Source organism: Streptomyces sp. NPDC046915, from assembly GCF_040644935.1.
Classification (GTDB): domain Bacteria; phylum Actinomycetota; class Actinomycetes; order Streptomycetales; family Streptomycetaceae; genus Streptomyces.
On record NZ_JBEYXB010000006.1, the window covers coordinates 322,911 to 341,765 of the forward strand.

15 protein-coding genes and 1 pseudogene are annotated in these 18,855 nt (G+C 71.6%); 4 read left to right on the forward strand and 12 right to left on the reverse strand.

The features are described 5' to 3' along the window. Window positions 1-93 precede the first annotated feature (93 nt). The 3 genes from ABZ915_RS18255 to ABZ915_RS18265 all read right to left on the reverse strand — a co-directional run bounded on the left by ABZ915_RS18255 (window position 94) and on the right by ABZ915_RS18265 (window position 3,411). Entirely contained in the window at window positions 94-1,317 is a 1,224-nt protein-coding gene (locus ABZ915_RS18255) for a serine hydrolase domain-containing protein (RefSeq protein WP_361803413.1), read from the reverse strand. Between the two features lie 130 nt (window positions 1,318-1,447). Next, a complete protein-coding gene (locus ABZ915_RS18260; RefSeq protein ID WP_361803416.1) occupies window positions 1,448-2,821 on the reverse strand; it encodes an MFS transporter in 1,374 nt (457 codons plus the stop codon). Continuing rightward, window positions 2,818-3,411, reverse strand: a complete 594-nt coding sequence (locus tag ABZ915_RS18265; RefSeq protein ID WP_361803419.1) for a TetR/AcrR family transcriptional regulator — start codon at window positions 3,409-3,411, stop codon at window positions 2,818-2,820. The genes ABZ915_RS18260 and ABZ915_RS18265 overlap by 4 nt, the downstream gene beginning before the upstream one ends. Window positions 3,412-3,486: 75 nt before the next feature. Here ABZ915_RS18265 and ABZ915_RS18270 point away from each other — a divergent pair, with 75 nt between their 5' ends. Continuing rightward, window positions 3,487-3,924, forward strand: coding sequence for a PPOX class F420-dependent oxidoreductase (locus ABZ915_RS18270; protein ID WP_361803422.1), 438 nt, complete (start codon window positions 3,487-3,489; stop codon window positions 3,922-3,924). Window positions 3,925-4,090: 166 nt separating this feature from the next. Continuing rightward, on the forward strand, window positions 4,091-4,684 hold the full coding sequence (locus ABZ915_RS18275; protein ID WP_361803874.1) for a TetR/AcrR family transcriptional regulator: 594 nt from the start codon (window positions 4,091-4,093) through the stop codon (window positions 4,682-4,684). An 82-nt stretch (window positions 4,685-4,766) separates the two neighbouring features. Here ABZ915_RS18275 and ABZ915_RS18280 read toward each other — a convergent pair whose 3' ends face one another. Both ABZ915_RS18280 and ABZ915_RS18285 read right to left on the reverse strand, forming a co-directional pair. Continuing rightward, on the reverse strand, window positions 4,767-6,107 hold the full coding sequence (locus ABZ915_RS18280) for an MFS transporter (protein WP_361803425.1): 1,341 nt from the start codon (window positions 6,105-6,107) through the stop codon (window positions 4,767-4,769). Window positions 6,108-6,291: 184 nt separating this feature from the next. Continuing rightward, the gene (locus tag ABZ915_RS18285) at window positions 6,292-6,957 is read right to left on the reverse strand and encodes a TetR/AcrR family transcriptional regulator (protein ID WP_361803428.1); all 666 of its coding nucleotides are present in this window, start codon (window positions 6,955-6,957) and stop codon (window positions 6,292-6,294) included. A 187-nt stretch (window positions 6,958-7,144) separates the two neighbouring features. Between ABZ915_RS18285 and ABZ915_RS18290 the strand changes: the two genes are divergently transcribed. Both ABZ915_RS18290 and ABZ915_RS18295 read left to right on the forward strand, forming a co-directional pair. Next, the gene (locus ABZ915_RS18290) at window positions 7,145-8,023 is read left to right on the forward strand and encodes a shikimate dehydrogenase (protein WP_361803431.1); all 879 of its coding nucleotides are present in this window, start codon (window positions 7,145-7,147) and stop codon (window positions 8,021-8,023) included. Window positions 8,024-8,132: 109 nt separating this feature from the next. Beyond that, on the forward strand, window positions 8,133-9,935 hold the full coding sequence (locus ABZ915_RS18295) for a TIM barrel protein (protein WP_361803434.1): 1,803 nt from the start codon (window positions 8,133-8,135) through the stop codon (window positions 9,933-9,935). Here ABZ915_RS18295 and ABZ915_RS18300 read toward each other — a convergent pair. The 7 genes and pseudogenes from ABZ915_RS18300 to tkt form a co-directional block, all read right to left on the reverse strand. Continuing rightward, on the reverse strand, window positions 9,932-10,525 hold the full coding sequence (locus ABZ915_RS18300) for a histidine phosphatase family protein (protein ID WP_361803437.1): 594 nt from the start codon (window positions 10,523-10,525) through the stop codon (window positions 9,932-9,934). The genes ABZ915_RS18295 and ABZ915_RS18300 overlap by 4 nt on opposite strands. A gap of 6 nt (window positions 10,526-10,531) precedes the next feature. Beyond that, window positions 10,532-11,428, reverse strand: a pseudogene (gnd, locus tag ABZ915_RS18305) (phosphogluconate dehydrogenase (NAD(+)-dependent, decarboxylating)); the annotation flags it as partial. A gap of 11 nt (window positions 11,429-11,439) precedes the next feature. Beyond that, complete coding sequence (pgi, locus tag ABZ915_RS18310; RefSeq protein ID WP_361803440.1) at window positions 11,440-13,089, reverse strand: glucose-6-phosphate isomerase; 1,650 nt, start codon at window positions 13,087-13,089, stop codon at window positions 11,440-11,442. Further along, the gene (gene opcA, locus ABZ915_RS18315) at window positions 13,082-14,017 is read right to left on the reverse strand and encodes a glucose-6-phosphate dehydrogenase assembly protein OpcA (protein ID WP_361803443.1); all 936 of its coding nucleotides are present in this window, start codon (window positions 14,015-14,017) and stop codon (window positions 13,082-13,084) included. Before opcA ends, pgi begins: the two co-directional genes overlap by 8 nt. Beyond that, a complete protein-coding gene (gene zwf / locus ABZ915_RS18320) occupies window positions 14,014-15,600 on the reverse strand; it encodes a glucose-6-phosphate dehydrogenase (RefSeq protein WP_361803446.1) in 1,587 nt (528 codons plus the stop codon). Before zwf ends, opcA begins: the two co-directional genes overlap by 4 nt. Then, window positions 15,600-16,742, reverse strand: coding sequence for a transaldolase (gene tal / locus ABZ915_RS18325; RefSeq protein ID WP_361803449.1), 1,143 nt, complete (start codon window positions 16,740-16,742; stop codon window positions 15,600-15,602). Before tal ends, zwf begins: the two co-directional genes overlap by 1 nt. Before the next feature lie 19 nt (window positions 16,743-16,761). Beyond that, window positions 16,762-18,837: a transketolase gene (gene tkt / locus ABZ915_RS18330; protein ID WP_361803452.1), complete on the reverse strand. Its 2,076-nt coding sequence runs from the start codon at window positions 18,835-18,837 to the stop codon at window positions 16,762-16,764. Window positions 18,838-18,855: the final 18 nt, after the last annotated feature.

Consider the following 18,855-nt stretch of genomic DNA (forward strand, 5'->3'; position numbering starts at 1 on the left):
CACTGGGCCTGCTCGGTCAGTAGCCGACGGAGATCGCATACAGCGATCGCATACAGGGGGGTCGTATACCGAAATCGTATGCAGAGATCGTATTCAGTCGACGACAGCCTCGTGCACCAGGCGCTTCAACTCCGGGAAGATCTTCAGCGTCTTCGGCCGCACCTGAGTCATGAACTGCACGGTCAGATCCCGGCCCGGATCGACCCAGAAGGTCGTGGTCGCCACGCCGCTCCACCCGAACGTGCCCAGACCCACCGGCGCCACCGTACGGGCGGGGTCGGTGACCACGGAGACGTTGAAACCGAAGCCGACGCCCGCGTTGCCGGGTTCCTGGTGGGGCCGGGCGCCGAAGGCGCGCAGGTCGGCGCCGCCGGGGAGGTGGTTGCTGGTCATGAGGGCCACCGACTCGGCGGAGAGCAGGCGGGTGCCGTCCAGTTCGCCGCCCCGGCGGAGCATCTCCATGAACCGGTGGTAGTCGTGGGCCGAGGCGACCATGCCGCCGCTGCCGGACAGGAAGCGTGGGCGGCCGTGCAGCGGCAGCCCGGGGATCGGCTTGATGCCACCGTTGTCGGTCTCGCCGTACAACTCGGCGAGCCTGCCCGACTGTTCGGGCGTGACCTCGAAGCCCGCGTCCGTCATGCCGAGCGGCCGGAAGATCCGGTCGGCGAAGAACCGGTCGAGCGGCTGCCCGGAGACCACCTCGATCACCCGGCCGAGCACGTTGGAGGCGATGGAGTAGTTCCACTGTGTGCCCGGCTCGAACTGCAGCGGAAGCCGCGCGTACACGTCCATCGTCTCGGCCAGGTCCGCGCCGGGCGGCACCGACGACTCCAGACCGGCATCGCGGTAGAGCGCGTCGACGGCGTGGGAGTAGTAGAAGCCGAAGGTGAGGCCCGCGGTGTGGGTCAGCAGGTGGCGCAGGAGCACGGGCCCGTCGGCCGCGCGGGTCGTCACGTCGGAGCCGGAACCGGAGACGTACACCCGCGGGTTCGCGAAGGCGGGCAGGTGGGCCTCGAGCGGGTCGTCCAGCGACAGCCCGCCCTCCTCCGCGAGCAGCAGCACGGCGACCGCGGTGACCGGCTTGGTCATGGAGTAGATCCGCCACAGGGTGTCCGGCTCGACCGGCAGCCCTGCCGCCCGGTCGCGGTGTCCGTGCACGGTGAGGTGGGCGACGCGGCCGCCTCGTGAGACGGCCGTCAGGAAGCCGGGCAGACGTCCTTCGCCGACGTGGTGGGCGAGGTACTGGTCGAGGCGGTCCAGCGCCTTCGCGTCCAGTCCGGCCTCGCCCGGGTCGACTTCCTGTCGCAGCCGTGCCATCGCTCTCCTCCGGTCATGTCCGACCCGGTGGGGTCCGTCCTACCCCGCAGGGACGACCGCAGACCCCATTCGGACGTCTCAGGCCTCATCGGACGTCTCAGACCCCATCGGACGGCCCCAGACCTCGTCTTCAGACGTCGTCGGAGATCATCTTCGCAGGAACCTCCGCCCGTTCCCGCGCATCCGGGCAGGCTGTGACCGACACGACGCGCCGTCCCGGCAGGGCCAGGGAGGCCACCACGCCGAGCGCGGCCACGACCGCCAGGACGGTCAGCGCCGAGGACGTCCCCACGCCCATCAACGAGGTCGCCGCGGCCACCCCCAGCGTCGGCCCGACGTTCATCGCGGTCTGCTGCAGCCCGCCCGCCACCCCGGCCGTACCGGCGTCCGCCCGTCGTACGACGACGTGCGTGGCCGCCACCATGACCGTGCCGAAGCCGGCGCCCAGCAGCGCGAACCCGGCGCCCAGCGCGAGCGTGCCCGAGGCTCCGGTCAGCACGAGTACGCCGGCGGAGAGGACGGCCATCGCCGCCCCGGTCGTGAGGCGGGCGCCCAGGCGGCGCAGCAGCACGGCGCACCCGGGGGCGGACGGGACCATCAGCACCGGCAGCGGCAGGCCGCGCAGGGCACTGTGGAAGGGGTCGAGGCCGAGTCCGTCCTGCAGGACGTACGTGACGGCGAACAGCGTGCCGAACAGCGCCGCCGACGCGGCCACCAGGACGCCCAGCGCGGCCCCGACCGCCCGTGAGCCGATCACCTCGGGCGGCAGCAGCGGGTGGGTGGCCATCCGCTCGTGCCGGACGAACGCGGCGCCGGTGAGGGCCGCCAGGGTCAGTCCGGCGGCCGTCTGCGCGGACACCGGCCGTGCGACCAGCGCGTGCACCAGGCAGCCGAGTGTCACCGCGAGGAGCAGGGCGCCGGGTATGTCCAGCCGTGCCCCGGCCGGCCGCGCCTCACCGTGGTCGTCCGCGGTGAGCGCGATCGCGCCGAAACCGCAGGCGGGCAGCACGTTGAGGAAGAACACGGCCCGCCAGCCCAGGTCCGTCACGAGCGCCCCGCCCACGACCGGCCCGGCGGCCGCCGCCAGCCCGATCGCGGCGGTGCGCACCGCGAGCGGCATGGCGAGACGCTCCGGCGGATACGCGGTGCGCAGCATGCCCAGCGTGGCCGGCTGCAACAGTGCGCCGCACACGCCCTGCGCCACCCGCAGCGCGATCACCCAGCCCACACCGGGCGCCAGGCCGATGCCCGCCGACGCCGCCCCGAATCCGAGCATCCCCCAGGCGAACATCCGCCGCTGCCCGTACCGGTCGCCCAGCCGTCCGGCGAACACCAGCAGGCTCGCCACCGCGATCAGGTAGGCGGTACTGGTCCACTGCACCTCGGCGAAGGAGGCGTGCAACTCCTTCTGCAGGGACGGCTGGGCGACCGTGAGGACCGTGCCGTCCAGTGCGACGACCATGGCGCCGATCACGCTCGCGGCCAGCGTCAGCGGACGGTTCACTGCGCGCCCTCCGGTCCGAGGTGGGCATCCAGCGCCGAGAGCAGGAGGGGTACGAAGTCGTCCGCGCCGGTGGCCAGTTGCAGGCTGCCCCAGCCCCACAGCTGGGCGATGCCGTGCAGGTTCGCCCACAACGCGCCCGCGACCAGGCGGGCGTCGGCGTCAGCGCGGGCCCGGCCCACCAGGTCGGTCAGCAGACCGAAGAGCGGCAGGCTGGTCTCGCGGAGCCCCAAGTGGCCGCTTTCCAGGAGATCGTGACGGAACATCAGCTCGTACATGCCGCGGTTGCCCAGCGCGAACTCCAGGTAGACCCGGCCCAGGGTCGTCAGTCGCCCGCGCGGGTCCGCCGGGGCGTCCGCGAGCGCGGTCTCCGCGTGGCCGGCCAGGTCGGTGAAGCCGCGGTGGGCGATGGCGGACAGCAGTTCCAGGTGGGTGGGGAACCAGCGGCGCGGCGCACCGTGCGAGACCCCGGCCCGGCGGGCGATCTCCCGCAGGGTCAGTGCCGCGGCGCCCTCGGCGGCCACGAGTTCCACACCGACGTCGACCAGGCGGGTGCGCAGGCCCGGCTCGGATTCACTCTCACTCAAGGACATAGACACTGTCTACCAAGATGACGTAGACAGTGTCTACCCGGAATGCGCGGGCACGGCGGGACAGTTGATCCAGGCATGACTCACGACGCGACGCAGAACGCACTGCTCGGGCTGCTCTCCGCGGGCAACAGCGGAGTGCTGGTCACCCTCAAGCGCGACGGCCGGCCCCAGCTGTCGAACGTCAACCACGCCTACTACCCCGACGAGCGGATCATCCGGGTCTCGCTCACCGACGACCGCGCCAAGACCCGCAATCTGCGCCGGGATCCGAGAGCCTCGTACCACGTCACCACCGCCGACCGGTGGGCGTACACGGTCGCCGAGGGCACCGCCGATCTCTCGCCCGTCGCCGGGGACCCGCACGACGGGACGGTGGAGGAACTGATCCGCCTCTACCGCGATGTGCAGGGCGAGCACCCGGACTGGGACGACTACCGGGCCGCCATGGTCCGCGACCACCGGCTGGTGCTGAGGCTGCGGGTGGAGCGTGCATACGGTATTCCGAAGTCGTAGCCAATAAACGTAGCCAATGAACGTAGCCAATATGGACGACGCTCCGCCCGGCGGCCCGTGTGGCGAAGCCGCGCATGCCGCAGTCCAGGAACAGCGGCCGTTATGACGCCGGTCATAGAGTGACCTCCGGGTGCGCGAGCCGATGCGGGGTGCCGGGAGGTCGATGATGGCGGAGTCCGGGCGGGGGCCGCGCGAGCGGATGGTGTTCAGCGCTGCCCAGCTCATCCGGCGGGACGGAGTCACGGCCACCGGTATGCGGGACGTCGCCGCGCACGCCGGGGCGCCCCGCGGCTCGCTCCAGCACTACTTCCCCGGAGGCAAGGAACAGCTCGTCAACGAGGCCGTCGACTGGGCGGGCCGGTACGCGGGCAAGCGGATCGAGCGCTTCCTGGCCGGGCTGGGGGACAGGGCGACGCCGAGCGGCCTGTTCGCGGCGATGGTGCGGCAGTGGACCGACGAGTACCAGGCGGCCGGCTTCGGCGCGGGCTGTCCGGTCGCCGCGGCCACCGTGGACTGCGCCTCGGCCGGCACGTCCACGCGCGACGCGGTCGCCGACGCCTTCGCGGCCTGGCGGTGCCCGCTCGCCGGCGCCCTCACCGGCATGGGCGTGCCGTCCGCTCGGGCCGACGCGCTCGCCACCCTGATGATCAGCGCCCTCGAGGGCGCCATCCTGCTCGCTCGGGCCGAACAGGACGTGCGGCCCCTCGCGACCGTGGCCGGGGAACTCGGGCCTCTCCTGGACTCCGCGGTCCGCCCGTGAGCCCGCCCCGCGTGTCGTCGGCCGGGCTCGCAGGCCGGGCCCGCCGGTCCGCGGCCGGCGGGAGCCGGGGGAGCGGCGGCGGTCAGGCCGACACCGTCTCCGGCCGCGAGGCCTCCCGTCCCGCCCGCTCGCCCAGCGCCCGCGTCGGAACCCGGTGGGTCTCGCGGGCCGAGAGGGCGGCGACGACCGGCGGGACGCACAGGGCCGCGGTGAACAGGCCGACCGCCGACCAGTCGTCGCCACCGGGCCCCGCGACCTGCGCGGCGAAGGTGACCGCGAACCCGGCGACCGCGAAGCCGATCTGCGTGCCGATCGCCATGCCGGACAGCCGGACCCGGGTGGAGAACATCTCCCCGTAGAAGGCGGGCCACACACCGTTGGCGGCGCTGTAGACCACGCCGAAGGCGAGGACGCCGGTCAGCAGGGTCAGCGGGTAGGAGCCGGCCGAGATCGCCCACAGGTACAGGAACATCGTCACCGCGCTGCCGGCCGCGCCGGCCAGGTACACGGGGCGGCGGCCGATCCGGTCGGACAGCGTCGCCCACAGCGGGATCGCCGCCAGGGCGACCAGATTGGCGAGAGCCCCCACCCACAGCATCGACGACCGGGACATGCCGACCGAGTCACTGGTGGCGTAGGCCAGCGACCACACTGTGAAGATCGTGCTCACCGAGGCGATGAGGGCACCCGCGATCACCCGCAGCACGTCCCGCCAGTGCTCGCGCAGCAGCACCAGCAGCGGCAGCCGTACGACGCCCGCGGTCGCCGCCTGACGGGTGAAGGCCGGGGCCTCCTCGAGCCTGCGCCGGATGACGTAGCCGACGGCGGCGACGGCGACGCTCAGCCAGAACGGCACCCGCCAGCCCCAGGACAGCAACTGGTCGTCCGGCAGCTGGGCGACGAGGAGGAAGACGAGGGTGGCGATCAGCTGACCGCCCTGGGTGCCGCTGAGGGTGAAGCTGGTGAAGAAGCCGCGCCGGTGTTCCGGTGCGTGTTCCAGGCTCATGGAACTCGCGCTGGCCTGCTCTCCCGCCGCCGAGATCCCTTGCAGCACCCGGCACAGCACCAGCAGCACGGGGGCGAGGGAGCCGGCCTGGGCGCGGGTGGGCAGACAGCCGATGAGGAACGTCGACAGGCCCATCAGGATCAGCGTGAACACCATGATCTTCTTGCGGCCCAGCCGGTCGCCGACGTGCCCGAGGAAGAGCGCGCCGACGGGGCGGGCGGCGTAGGCGACGCCGAAGGTGGCCAGCGACAGCAGGGTCGCGGTGGCGGGGTCGGAGGCGTCGAAGAACACCTTCGGGAAGATCAGCGCGGCCGCGCTGCCGTAGATGAAGAAGTCGTAGTACTCCAGGGCGCTGCCGATCCAGGCGGCGGCGGCCGCCTTTTTCGGTTGCCCGACGGCTTCGGCGGGGACGGACACGGCGTGCTCCTTCGGGGCGACTCCACCGTGGGCGGAGTGAGCGGAGGCGGGAGATGAAGGTGCCGGATCTCGGCCAATTAACCCACTGGGTAGTTAGTTCCGGTGGGTAGGGATGGTGCGTCCGCGTCTCCCAGGTGTCAAGGGGTACCGCGCCGCGACCTCGGCCGGCCGTGCCCGTACGGCCTCAGTCGGCCGTGCGCTCCGCCGTCAGGTAGGCGATCACCATGTCGCCGAGCATGGCGCGGTAGTGCTCGCGCTGCGCGGGGTCCACCAGGTCCCGTCCGAACAGGGCTCCGAAGGTGTGCCGGTTGGCGACCCGGAAGAAGCAGAACGAGCTGATCATCGCGTGCAGGTCGATCGCGTCGACGTCGGCCGTGAACAGGCCGGACTCCTGGCCGGACGCCAGGATGCGGCGGATCACCTCGAGGGCGGGCGAGCCGATCCTGCCGAGCTTCTCGGAGGCGGCGATGTGCTCGGCCCCGTGGATGTTCTCGATGCTGACGAGGCGGATGAAGTCGGGATGCCGCTCGTGGTGGTCGAAGGTGAGTTCGGCCAGGCGCCGGATGGCCGCGACCGGGTCCAGGTGTTCCACGTCGAGTTCCTGCTCGGCCTCGCGGATCACCCCGTACGCCCGCTCCAGAACGGCCGTGAACAGCTGTTCCTTGCCGCCGAAGTAGTAGTAGATCATCCGCTTGGTGGTGCGGGTGCGGGCGGCGATCTCGTCGACGCGGGCGCCGTCGTAGCCGGCCCGGGCGAACTCCTGGGTGGCCACGTCGAGGATCTCGGCCCTGGTGCGGGCGGCGTCGCGGATGCGCCCGTTGTCGCGGGCCGGTTCGTCGACGGTGGTCATCGGGTTCCTTCGGGCGTAGGGCCAGTGCCCGTGATTGTAGAAGCAGGCCCCCGGGCCGCCGGCGGGATGTTCCGCACGGGCTCTTCCCGGGCGGGGGTGCGCCGCGCCGAGTCTTCCCCGGGGCTCGCAGGCCTGATATAGCTAACGTACTGGTTCGTACATTAAGCGGTTTCAGGAGGAGGTCCGCGTGGCCAGGGACTCGTATCTCGTCGGGCTCGTCGGTGCGGGCGTCGGACCCTCGCTCAGCCCGGCCCTGCATGAGCGGGAGGCCGACCGGCAGGGGCTGCGCTACGTCTACCGGCTCATCGACATCGCCACGCTCGGCGTCGGCCCGCAGGTGGTGGGCGACCTCGTCCGGGCCGCCCGCGACCTGGGCTTCGACGGGCTGAACATCACCCACCCGTGCAAGCAGCTCGTCCTGGAGCACCTCGACGCGCTCGTCCCGCAGGCCGAGGCGCTCGGCGCGGTCAACACCGTCGTGTTCGGCGAGGACGGCAGGGCCACCGGCCACAACACGGACGTCACCGGTTTCGCGGCGTCCTTCGCGCGCGGTCTGCCGGACGCGCCGCTGGAGCGGGTGGTGCAGCTCGGCGCGGGCGGCGCGGGCGCGGCCGTCGCGCACGCCACGCTCACCCTCGGCGCGGGGCTGGTCACCGTCGTCGACGCGCTGCCGGAACGGGCAGCCGCCCTCGCCGCCTCCCTGAACCGGCACTTCGGCGCGGGTCGGGCGACCGCCGCGCCCCCCGGGGAACTTCCCGGCCTGCTGAGGCGGGCCGACGGCATCGTGCACGCCACTCCCACCGGCATGGCCGCCCACCCCGGCCTGCCCTTCCCGGCGGACCTGCTGCACCCCGGCCTGTGGGTCGCCGAGGTCGTCTACCGCCCGCTGCGCACCGAGCTGCTGCGCACCGCCCGAGCGGCGGGCTGCGCCATCCTCGACGGCGGCGGCATGGCGGTCTTCCAGGCGGCGGACGCGTTCCGGCTGTTCACGGACCGGGAACCCGACAGCGCCCGGATGCTCGACGACTTCGCCGAACTGGCGGACGCCGTGGCCAGCCCCCGGTAGCGACCGGCGAGACCGGCGAGACCAGCGGATATCGGCAGAACCGGCAGAACCGGCAGAACCGGCAGAAACCGATAGAGACCGGTAGAGACCGGTAGAGAGAGGAATCGACGTGCGTACGTCCATCGCCACCGTCTCCCTCAGCGGATCCCTCACCGAAAAGCTCACCGCCGCCTCCCGGGCGGGCTTCGACGGCGTCGAGATCTTCGAGAACGACCTGCTCGCCAGCCCCCTCACCCCCGAGGAGATCCGCGCCCGCTGCGCCGACCTCGGCCTGAGCATCGACCTGTACCAGCCGATGCGTGACATCGAGGCCGTGCCCGCCGGCGAGTTCGCCCGCAACCTGCGCCGCGCCCGGCACAAGTTCGAGCTGATGCGCAGGCTCGGCACGGACACCGTCCTGGTGTGCTCCAGCGTGTCCCCGGCCGCCATGGACGACGACGCGCTGGCGGCCGCGCAGCTGAGTGAACTCGCCGATCTGGCACGGGACTTCGGAATCCGCGTCGCCTACGAGGCGCTCGCCTGGGGCCGTCATGTGAACACCTACGAGCACGCCTGGCGGATCGTCGAGGCGGCCGGCCATCCGGCTCTGGGCACCTGCCTGGACAGCTTCCACATCCTCTCCCGGGGCGGCGACCCCAAGGGCATCGAGGACATCCCCGGCGAGAAGATCTTCTTCCTGCAACTGGCGGACGCGCCCCGGCTCGCGATGGACGTGCTCCAGTGGAGCCGCCACTACCGCTGCTTTCCCGGGCAGGGCGGCTTCGACGTCGCCGGGCTGCTCGGGCACGTGCTGCGCACCGGCTACGACGGCCCCTTGTCCCTGGAGGTCTTCAACGACGTCTTCCGGCAGGCCGAGGCGGGCCCGACGGCCGTGGACGCGCAACGCTCACTGCTGCTGCTCCAGGAGGCCGCCGGGGTGGCAGAGCCGCCCGCGCCGGTGGTGCCGACGGGCGTCGCCTTCACCGAACTGCTCACCCCGGACGCCGAACCGGTCGCGGCGGTCCTGGGCGCGCTGGGCTTCGTCCGTACGGCCCGCCACCGCGGCAAGCCGGTGGACCTGTGGGAACAGGGGCAGGCCCGGATCCTGGTGAACACGGGCGCGGCCGGGCGGCGGGACGGCACTGCCCTCGCCGCGGTCGGCCTGGAGTCACCCGATCCGGCGGGCGCCGCCCGGCGCGCCGAGGCCCTGCTGGCCCCGGTGCTGCCCCGCCGCCGCGCCCCCGGGGACGCCCCGCTCGAGGCGGTGGCGGCTCCCGACGGCACGGAACTGTTCTTCTGCGCCACGAACCGTCCCCCACTGCCCGACTGGCGGGCCGACTTCGCGGACGTGCCGCACGCCCCGCCGGCCGACGGCGTCACCCGAGTGACCCGCGTCGACCACCTCGCCCTCACCCAGCCCTGGCACCATTTCGACGAGGCCGCCCTCTTCCACCGCGGCGTGCTCGGCCTGGACGCCCAGGAGAGCGTCGACGTCGCCGATCCCTACGGTCTGCTGCGCAGCCGTGCCGTCACCGGCGCCGACGGCGGCGTCCGTATCGCCCTCACCGTGGGCGCGGCCCCCACCGAGGACGGCGCGCACGCCCAGCACATCGCCCTGGCCACCGACGACGTGGTGACGGCCGCCCGCCGCTTCCGCGCGGCCGGCGGCCGTCTGCTGCCCATCCCCGCCAACTACCACGACGACCTGGCCGCCCGGCATGAGTTCGCCGACGGGGAGCTCGAGGCGTACCGCGACCTCGGCATCCTCTACGACCGGGACGCGGGCGGCGCCTTCCGGCACTGCTACACGGCCACCGTCGGCCGGGTCTTCTTCGAACTGGTCCAGCGCGATCCCGGCTACCGCGGTTACGGCGCCCCGAACGCGCCGGTACGCCTCGCGGCGCAGCACACCCAGCGCTCGGACAGGCCCTAGGGTCTGCGGTTCCACTCCGCGATCACCGGCCGGCCGTGCTCCGTCGACAGGCGGCTGAGGGTGCCGGTGGCCAGCCGGAAGAGGCGGCCGTCGGCGGGTGGCAGGCCCAGCCGGCGGGCGGTCAGGACGCGCAGGAAGTGGGCGTGCGCGACGAGGACCACGTCGCCCTCGTCGCCGGTGAGGGCCGCGTCCAGGCGGGACAGCACCCGGTCGGCGCGCCGGCCGGTCTCGGCGGGCGACTCACCGGGGTGCCCCTCGGGGCCGGGCGGCACGCCGTCCGTCCACAGGTCCCAGTCGGGGCGGGTGCGGTGGATGTCGACGGTGGTGACGCCCTCGTAACCGCCGTAGTCCCATTCGTGCAGGTCGGGGTCCGGGACGGCCCCGTCGAGGCCCGCGAGTTGCGCGGTGCGCATCGCGCGGCCGAGCGGGCTGGTGAGCGTCTGGGCGTAGGTCCGGCCGGTGAGGAGTGGGGCGAGGGACTTGGCCTGTTCCTCGCCGTGCCCGGTGAGGGGCAGGTCGGTCCAGCTGGTGTGCCGGCCCGACACGCTCCACTCCGTCTCACCGTGGCGGACCAGCAGGAGGTCCCCCACGGCCGGTCAGTCCTTCGCCGACTCGACGGCGTGCCCGCCGAACTGGTTGCGCAGCGCGGCGATCATCTTCATCTGCGGGGAGTCGCCCTGGCGGGAGGCGAACCGTGCGAAGAGGGAGGCGGTGATCGCCGGCAGCGGCACCGCGTTGTCGATGGCCGCCTCGACGGTCCAGCGGCCCTCGCCGGAGTCCTCGGCGTAGCCGCGCAGCTTCTGGAGGTGTTCGTCGTCGTCGAGGGCGTTGACGGCGAGGTCGAGCAGCCAGGAGCGGATGACGGTGCCCTCCTGCCAGGAGCGGAACACCTCGCGGACGTTGTCCACGGACTTGACCTTCTCCAGGAGCTCCCAGCCCTCGGCGTAGGCCTGCATCATGGCGTACTCGATGCCGTTGTGGACCATCTTGGAGAAGTGCCCGGCGCCGACCTTGCCCGCGTGGACGTAGCCGTACGGGCCCTCCGGCTTGAGCGCCTCGAAGACCGGCTCCAGGCGCTGGACGTGCTCCTTGTCGCCGCCGACCATCAGGGCGTAACCGTTCTGAAGGCCCCACACGCCGCCGGAGACACCCGCGTCGACGAAGCCGATGCCCTTGATGCCGAGTTCCGCGGCGTGCTTCTCGTCGTCGGTCCAGCGGGAGTTGCCGCCGTCGACGACCGTGTCGCCCTCGGACAGCAGGTCCCCCAGTTCGTCGATGACGGACTGGGTGGCGTGGCCGGCCGGGACCATCACCCACACGATGCGGGGGGCGTCGAGCTTCTCGACCAGTTCGGCGAGGTCCTTGACGTCGGAGAGGTCGGGGTTGCGGTCGTAGCCGATGACGGTGTGGCCCGCGCGGCGGATCCGCTCGCGCATGTTGCCGCCCATCTTGCCGAGGCCGATGAGGCCCAACTGCATGGCTGTCATGTCAGCTTCACTTCTCTCTAGGCGTTCTTGAGCGAGCGGTACGCGGCCACCAGGGCGCGGGTGGACGGGTCGAGGCCGGGCACGTCGGCGCCCTCGCTGAGGGCGGGCTCCACGCGCTTGGCGAGGACCTTGCCCAGTTCCACGCCCCACTGGTCGAAGGAGTCGATGTCCCACACGGCGCCCTGCACGAACACCTTGTGCTCGTAGAGCGCGACGAGCTGGCCGAGGACCGACGGGGTCAGCTCGGCGGCGAGGATCGTCGTGGTGGGGTGGTTGCCACGGAAGGTGCGGTGCGGCACCTGCTCCTCGGGCACGCCCTCCGCGCGGACCTCCTCGGCGATCTTGCCGAAGGCGAGGGCCTGGGTCTGGGCGAAGAAGTTGGCCATCAACAGGTCGTGCTGGGCCTTGAGTTCCCCGCTCAGCTCGGCCACCGGCCGGGCGAAGCCGATGAAGTCGGCCGGGATCAGCTTCGTACCCTGGTGGATCAACTGGTAGTAGGCGTGCTGCCCGTTGGTGCCCGGCGTCCCCCACACCACGGGACCGGTCTGCCACTCGACCGGGCGGCCCTGACGGTCCACCGACTTGCCGTTGGACTCCATGTCCAGCTGCTGCAAGTAGGCGGTGAACTTGGACAGGTAGTGGCTGTAGGGCAGCACCGCGTGCGACTGGGCGTCGAAGAAGTTGTTGTACCAGATGCCCAACAGGCCCAGGATCAGCGGTGCGTTGGCCTCGGCGGGCGCGGTCCTGAAGTGCTCGTCGACGATCCGGAAACCGTCCAGCATCTCCCGGAACCGGTCCGGGCCTATGGCGATCATCAGGGACAGTCCGATGGCCGAGTCGTACGAGTAGCGGCCGCCCACCCAGTCCCAGAAGGCGAACATGTTGTCCGGGTCGATGCCGAACTCGGTGACCTTCCCGGCGTTCGTCGACAGGGCGACGAAGTGCTTGGCGACCGCCTTGTCGTCGCCGTTCAGCCCGTCGAGCAGCCACGTGCGCGCCGATGTCGCATTGGTGATCGTCTCGATCGTGGTGAACGTCTTGGACGCGACGACGAACAGGGTCTCCGCCGGGTCCAGGTCACGGGTCGCCTCGTGCAGGTCCGCGCCGTCCACGTTCGACACGAAACGGAACGTCAGCTCGCGTGCGGTATACGATCGCAGTACTTCGTATGCCATCGCAGGGCCCAGGTCGGAGCCGCCGATGCCGATGTTGACGACATTGCGGATCCGCCTGCCCGTGTGACCGGTCCACTCGCCGGAGCGGACCCGCTCGGCGAACGCGGCCATCTTGTCCAGGACCGCGTGCACCTCGGGGACGACGTTCTCCCCGTCCACCTCGACCACCGCCTCACGCGGGGCGCGCAGCGCGGTGTGCAGCACGGCCCGGTCCTCGGTGACGTTGATCCGCTCGCCGCGGAACATCGCGTCCCTGAGACCGAACACGCCGGTGGCGGTGGCCAGTTCCTGCAGCAGGGCGAGGGTCTCGTCGGTGACCAGGTGCTTGGAGTAGTCGATGCGCAGGTCGCCGACGGTGACGACGTACCGCTCGGCGCGAGCAGGGTCCGCCGCGAACAGCTCCCGCAGGCTCGGGTGCGGCATCGCGTCCGTGCGGTGGTCCGACAGGGCGGCCCACTCCGGCCGCCGGGTGGGAATCGGGGTGTCAGACATGGGCGGGGGTCCCCTCGGCGCCGTCGCCGCGCAGGGCGATCGCATACATCTCGTCGGCGTCGAGACGGCGCAGTTCCTCGGCGATGAGCTCGGACATGGACCGCACCTTCAGCGCGAGGGTGCGCGGCGGCTGGCCCGGGAGGGTCAGCGTGGCCAGCGGGCCCTCGGGACGGTCGATGACGATCTCGCCGTTGTGCGTGCCCAGGCGGACGGCCGTGACCACCGGCCCGGCGGTGACGACACGGTCGACGTTCACCTTCAGCCGTGCCTCCAGCCAGCGGGCGAGCAGTTCGGCGGCCGGGTTGTCGGCCTCGGCCTCCACGGCCGCCGAGGTCACGTCGGTGCGGGCCTGGTCCAGGGCGGCGGCCAGCATCGACCGCCACGGGGTGAGCCGCGTCCACGCGAGGTCGGTGTCGCCCGGCGCGTAGGAACGCATACGGTCCTGGAGCACCGCGAGGGGGTTCTCGACGGCGTACAGGTCGGTGATCCTGCGCTGCGCGAGCGCGCCCAGCGGGTCCTTCGCGGGGTTCTCCGGCGCGTCCACCGGCCACCACACGACCACCGGCGCGTCCGGCAGCAGCAGCGGCAGGACCACCGAGTCGGCGTGCTGGGACACCTCGCCGTAGGTGCGCAGTACGACCGTCTCGCCGGTGCCGGCCTCGGAGCCGACCCGGACCTCCGCGTCCAGCCGGGACTGCGTGCGCTCGCGCGGGCTGCGGGCGTGCCGCTTGATGACGACCAGGGTGCGCGAGGGGTGCTCGTGCGAGGCTTCCTCGGCGGCCTTGATCGCGTCGTAGGCGTTCTCCTCGTCCGTGACGATGACCATCGTCAGGACCATGCCCACCGCAGGGGTTCCGATGGCGCGGCGCCCCTGCACCAACGCCTTGTTGATCTTGCTTGCCGTGGTGTCGGTCAGGTCGATCTTCATGGCCTGCGCCAGCTCCGTCCGTCTCGTGCGAGCATCTCGTCTGCTTCCTCCGGACCCCACGTGCCCGCCGGGTACTGGGCCGGCCTGCCGTGCGCCGCCCAGTACTCCTCGACGGGGTCGAGGATCTTCCAGGACTCTTCCACTTCCTGGTGACGGGGGAACAGGTTGGCGTCGCCCAGCAGCACGTCCAGGATGAGCCGCTCGTACGCCTCCGGGCTGGACTCGGTGAACGACTCGCCGTATGCGAAGTCCATCGACACGTCCCGGATCTCCATCGAGGTGCCGGGCACCTTGGAGCCGAACCGGACGGTCATGCCCTCGTCGGGCTGGACGCGGATGACGACGGCGTTCTGCCCGAGCTCCTCGGTGGCCTGGGAGTCGAACGGGGAGTGCGGGGCCCGCTTGAACACCACCGCGATCTCGGTGACCCGGCGGCCCAGTCGCTTGCCGGTACGCAGGTAGAAGGGGACGCCCGCCCAGCGGCGGTTGTCGACCTCCAGCTTGACCGCAGCGAAGGTGTCGGTCTTGGACCGCGCGTCGATGCCCTCCTCCTGGAGGTAGCCGGGCACCTTCGCGCCGCCCTGCCAGCCCTGTGCGTACTGCCCGCGGACGGTGCTCGCACCGAGGTCCTTCGGCAGCCGCACCGACTTGAGCACCTTCAGCTTCTCGGTGAGCAGCGCCTCGGCGTCGAAGGCGATGGGTTCCTCCATCGCGGTGAGCGCCATCAGCTGGAGCAGGTGGTTCTGGATGACGTCACGGGCGGCGCCGATGCCGTCGTAGTAGCCGGCCCGGCCGCCGATGCCGATGTCCTCGGCCATGGTGATCTGCACGTGGTCGACGTACGACCGGTTCCAGATCGGCTCGTACATCTGGTTGGCGAAGCGCAGCGCCAGGATGTTCTGGACGGTCTCCTTGCCGAGGTAGTGGTCGATCCGGAACACCTGGTCCGGTTCGAACACGTCGTGCACGACCGCGTTCAGCTCGCGGGCACTCGCCAGGTCGCGACCGAACGGCTTTTCGATGACCGCGCGCCGCCAGGCACCCTGCGGCGGGCTCGCCAGGCCGTGCTTCTTCAGCTGCCGCACGACCTTGGGGAAGAACTTCGGCGGTACGGAGAGGTAGAAGGCGAAGTTGCCGCCGGTGCCCCGGGAGGCGTCCAGCTCATCGACGGCCTGCCGCAGCTGCTTGAACGCGGTGTCGTCGTCGAAGTCGCCCGGGATGAACCGCATGCCCTCGGCGAGCTGCTGCCAGACCTCCTCGCGGAACGGGGTGCGGGCGTGCTCGCGGACGGCGTCGTGCACCACCTCGGCGAAGTCCTGGTCCTCCCAGTCGCGGCGGGCGAAACCCACCAGGGAGAAGCCCGGCGGCAGCAGACCGCGGTTGGCCAGGTCGTACACGGCCGGCATCAGCTTCTTGCGGGACAGGTCACCGGTCACGCCGAAGATGACCAGACCCGACGGACCGGCGATGCGGGGCAGTCGGCGGTCGCGCGGATCGCGCAGGGGATTGGCCCAGTCGGCCGCCGGGACGACGGGCACCTGCACCGGCTCCGGTGCCGTGCCCTGTTCTTCATTCGTGGTCATTACGCGTCAACTCCCTTGCTGTCCAGGGACTTCGTGACCGCGTCCAGCAGGTCCTGCCAGGCCGCCCCGAACTTGGCGACGCCCTCGTCCTCGAGCTGCCCGACGACCTCCTCGTAGGAGATCCCGAGCCGCTCGACGGCCGCGAGGTCGGCGCGGGCCTGCGGGTAGCCGCCGGTGACCGTGTCGCCGGTGACGGCTCCATGGTCGGCGACCGCGTTCAGGGTGGCCTCCGGCATGGTGTTGACCGTGCCGGGCGCGACCAGATCGTCTACATACAGCGTGTCCTTGTATGCAGGATCCTTCACACCGGTGGACGCCCACAGCGGACGCTGCTTGTTCGCCCGGTCCCCGGACAGGGCGAGCCAGCGCTCACCGGAGAAGACGTCCTCGTAGGCCTCGTAGGCCAGTCTCGCGTTGGCCAGCGCGGCCCGGCCCTTCAGCGCGAGGGCCTCGTCGGTGCCCAGGACCGTCAGCCGCTTGTCGATCTCGGTGTCGACGCGGGAGACGAAGAACGACGCCACCGAATGGATGGCGGACAGGTCCAGGCCCTTCGCGCGGGCCTTCTCCAGGCCGGCGAGGTAGGCGTCCATGACCTCGCGGTAGCGCTCCAGGGAGAAGATCAGCGTGACGTTGACGCTGATGCCCTGGCCGATGACCTCGGTGATGGCGGGCAGCCCCGCCCGGGTCGCCGGAATCTTGATCATGACATTGGGACGGTCGACGAGCCAGGCGAGCTGGCGGGCCTCCGCGACGGTGGCCACCGTGTCGTGCGCGAGGCGCGGGTCGACCTCGATGGAGACACGGCCGTCCCGACCGCCTGTCTTTTCGTATACAGGATGCAGAATGTCGGCGGCGGACCGCACGTCGGCGGTCGTCAGCATACGTACCGCCTCGTCGACCGTGACACCCCGCACGGCCAGGTCGGCGAGCTGCTCCTCGTAGCCCGCGCCGGAGCCGATGGCGGCCTGGAAGATCGACGGGTTGGTGGTGACACCGACGACGTTCCCGGCCTCGACGAGCCCGGCCAGGCTGCCGGACTCGATCCGCCGCCGGGACAGGTCGTCCAGCCAGATCGACACGCCTTCGTCGGCGAGGCGCTCGAGTGCTCCCGCGGTCGCGGTCGCTTCGGTCACTGTGATCATCTTCCTTCGTGCGATCGGATCAACCGCGGGCGGCCGCGAGGGATTCCCGGGCCTTGGCGGCGACGTTCTCGGCGGTGAAGCCGAACTCGGCGAACAGGGTCTTCGCGTCGGCGGAGGCGCCGAAGTGTTCGAGGGAGACGATGCGTCCGGCGTCTCCCACGAAGCGGTACCACGTCAGGCCGATGCCCGCCTCCACGGCGACGCGCGCCCGCACCTGGGGCGGCAGCACCCGTTCCCGGTACTCGCGCGGCTGCTCCTCGAACCACTCCACGGACGGCATCGACACCACCCGCGTCCCGATCCCTTCGGCTTCCAGCAGTTCACGGGCGGCCACCGCGAGCTGCACCTCGGAGCCGGTGGCGATCAGGACCACGTCCGGCGCCCCGGTGGAGGACTCCTCGAGAACGTAGCCGCCGCGCGCCGCGTCCGGGTTCGGCGCGTACGCCGGCACGCCCTGCCGGGTCAGCGCCAGGCCGTGCGGTGCCGGGTGGGTGGAGTGCCGGCGGAGGATCTCCGCCCAGGCGGCGGCGGTCTCGTTGGCGTCGGCCGGACGCACGACGTTCAGTCCGGGGATCGCGCGCAGCGACGCCAGGTGTTCGACGGGCTGGTGGGTCGGGCCGTCCTCGCCGAGGCCGACGGAGTCGTGCGTCCACACGTACGTCACCGGCAGCTGCATCAGCGCGGACATCCGGACGGCGTTGCGCATGTAGTCGGAGAACACCAGGAAGGTGCCGCCGTAGATGCGGGTGTTGCCGTGCAGCGCGATGCCGTTCATCTCCGCGGCCATCGAGAACTCGCGGATGCCGAAGTGGACCGTACGGCCGTACGGGTTCGCCTCCGGCAGCGGATTGCCCTCGGGGAGGAAGGAGCTGTCCTTGTCGATGGTGGTGTTGTTCGACCCGGCCAGGTCGGCGGAGCCGCCCCACAGCTCGGGGAGCACCGGCCCGAGGGCCTGGAGGACCTTGCCCGAGGCGGCGCGGGTCGCGACGGACTTGCCGGGTTCGAACACCGGTACGGCGTCCTCCCAGCCCTCCGGCAGCCGGCCCGCCACGATCCGGTCGAACAGCCCGGCGCGTTCCGGCCGGGCCTCGCGCCACTCGGCGGTCCGCTTGTCCCAGGCGGCATGCTCCTCCGCGCCCCGGTCGAGGGCCCGGCGGGTGTGGGCCAGCACCTCGTCGGCGACCTCGAAGCTCTTCTCGGGGTCGAAGCCGAGGACCCGCTTGGTCGCGGCCACCTCGTCGGCGCCGAGGGCCGAGCCGTGGGCGGCCTCGGTGTTCCGGGCGTTCGGCGCGGGCCAGGCGATGATCGTGCGCATCGCGATGATGGAGGGGCGCCCGGTCTCGGCCCGCGCGGCCTCGAGCGCCGCGTACAGCGCCCGCACGTCGATGTCGCCGTTCCGGGCGGGCTCGATGCGCCGGGTGTGCCAGCCGTACGCCTCGTACCGCTTCAGCACGTCCTCGGAGAACGCCGTGGCCGTGTCGCCCTCGATGGAGATGTGGTTGTCGTCGTAGAGGAGGACGAGGTTGCCGAGCTTCTGGTGCCCGGCCAGCGAGGAGGCCTCCGCCGAGACGCCCTCCTGGAGGTCGCCGTCGGAGACGATCGCCCAGACGGTGTGGTCGAAGGGCGAGGTGCCCTCGGGGGCGTCCGGGTCGAACAGGCCGCGCTCGTAGCGGGCGGCCATCGCCATGCCGACGGCGTTCGCGACGCCCTGGCCGAGCGGGCCCGTGGTGGTCTCCACGCCGGCGGTGTGCCCGTACTCGGGGTGCCCGGGGGTCTTCGAGCCGTGCGTGCGGAAGGCCTTCAGGTCGTCCAGCTCCAGCTCGTACCCGGCGAGGTGGAGCTGGGTGTACAGGGTCAGCGAGGTATGACCGGGGGACAGCACGAAACGGTCGCGGCCCACCCACTCCGGGTCGGCCGGGTCATGACGCATCACCTTCTGAAACAAGGTGTACGCCGCCGGGGCCAGACTCATCGCGGTGCCGGGGTGGCCGTTGCCGACCTTCTGCACGGCATCCGCCGCCAGCAGCCGGGCGGTGTCGACCGCACGCCGGTCGAGTTCGGTCCATTCGAAGCTGTCCGGTGTCTGCGTGCTCATCTTCAAGAAATCCTCGAT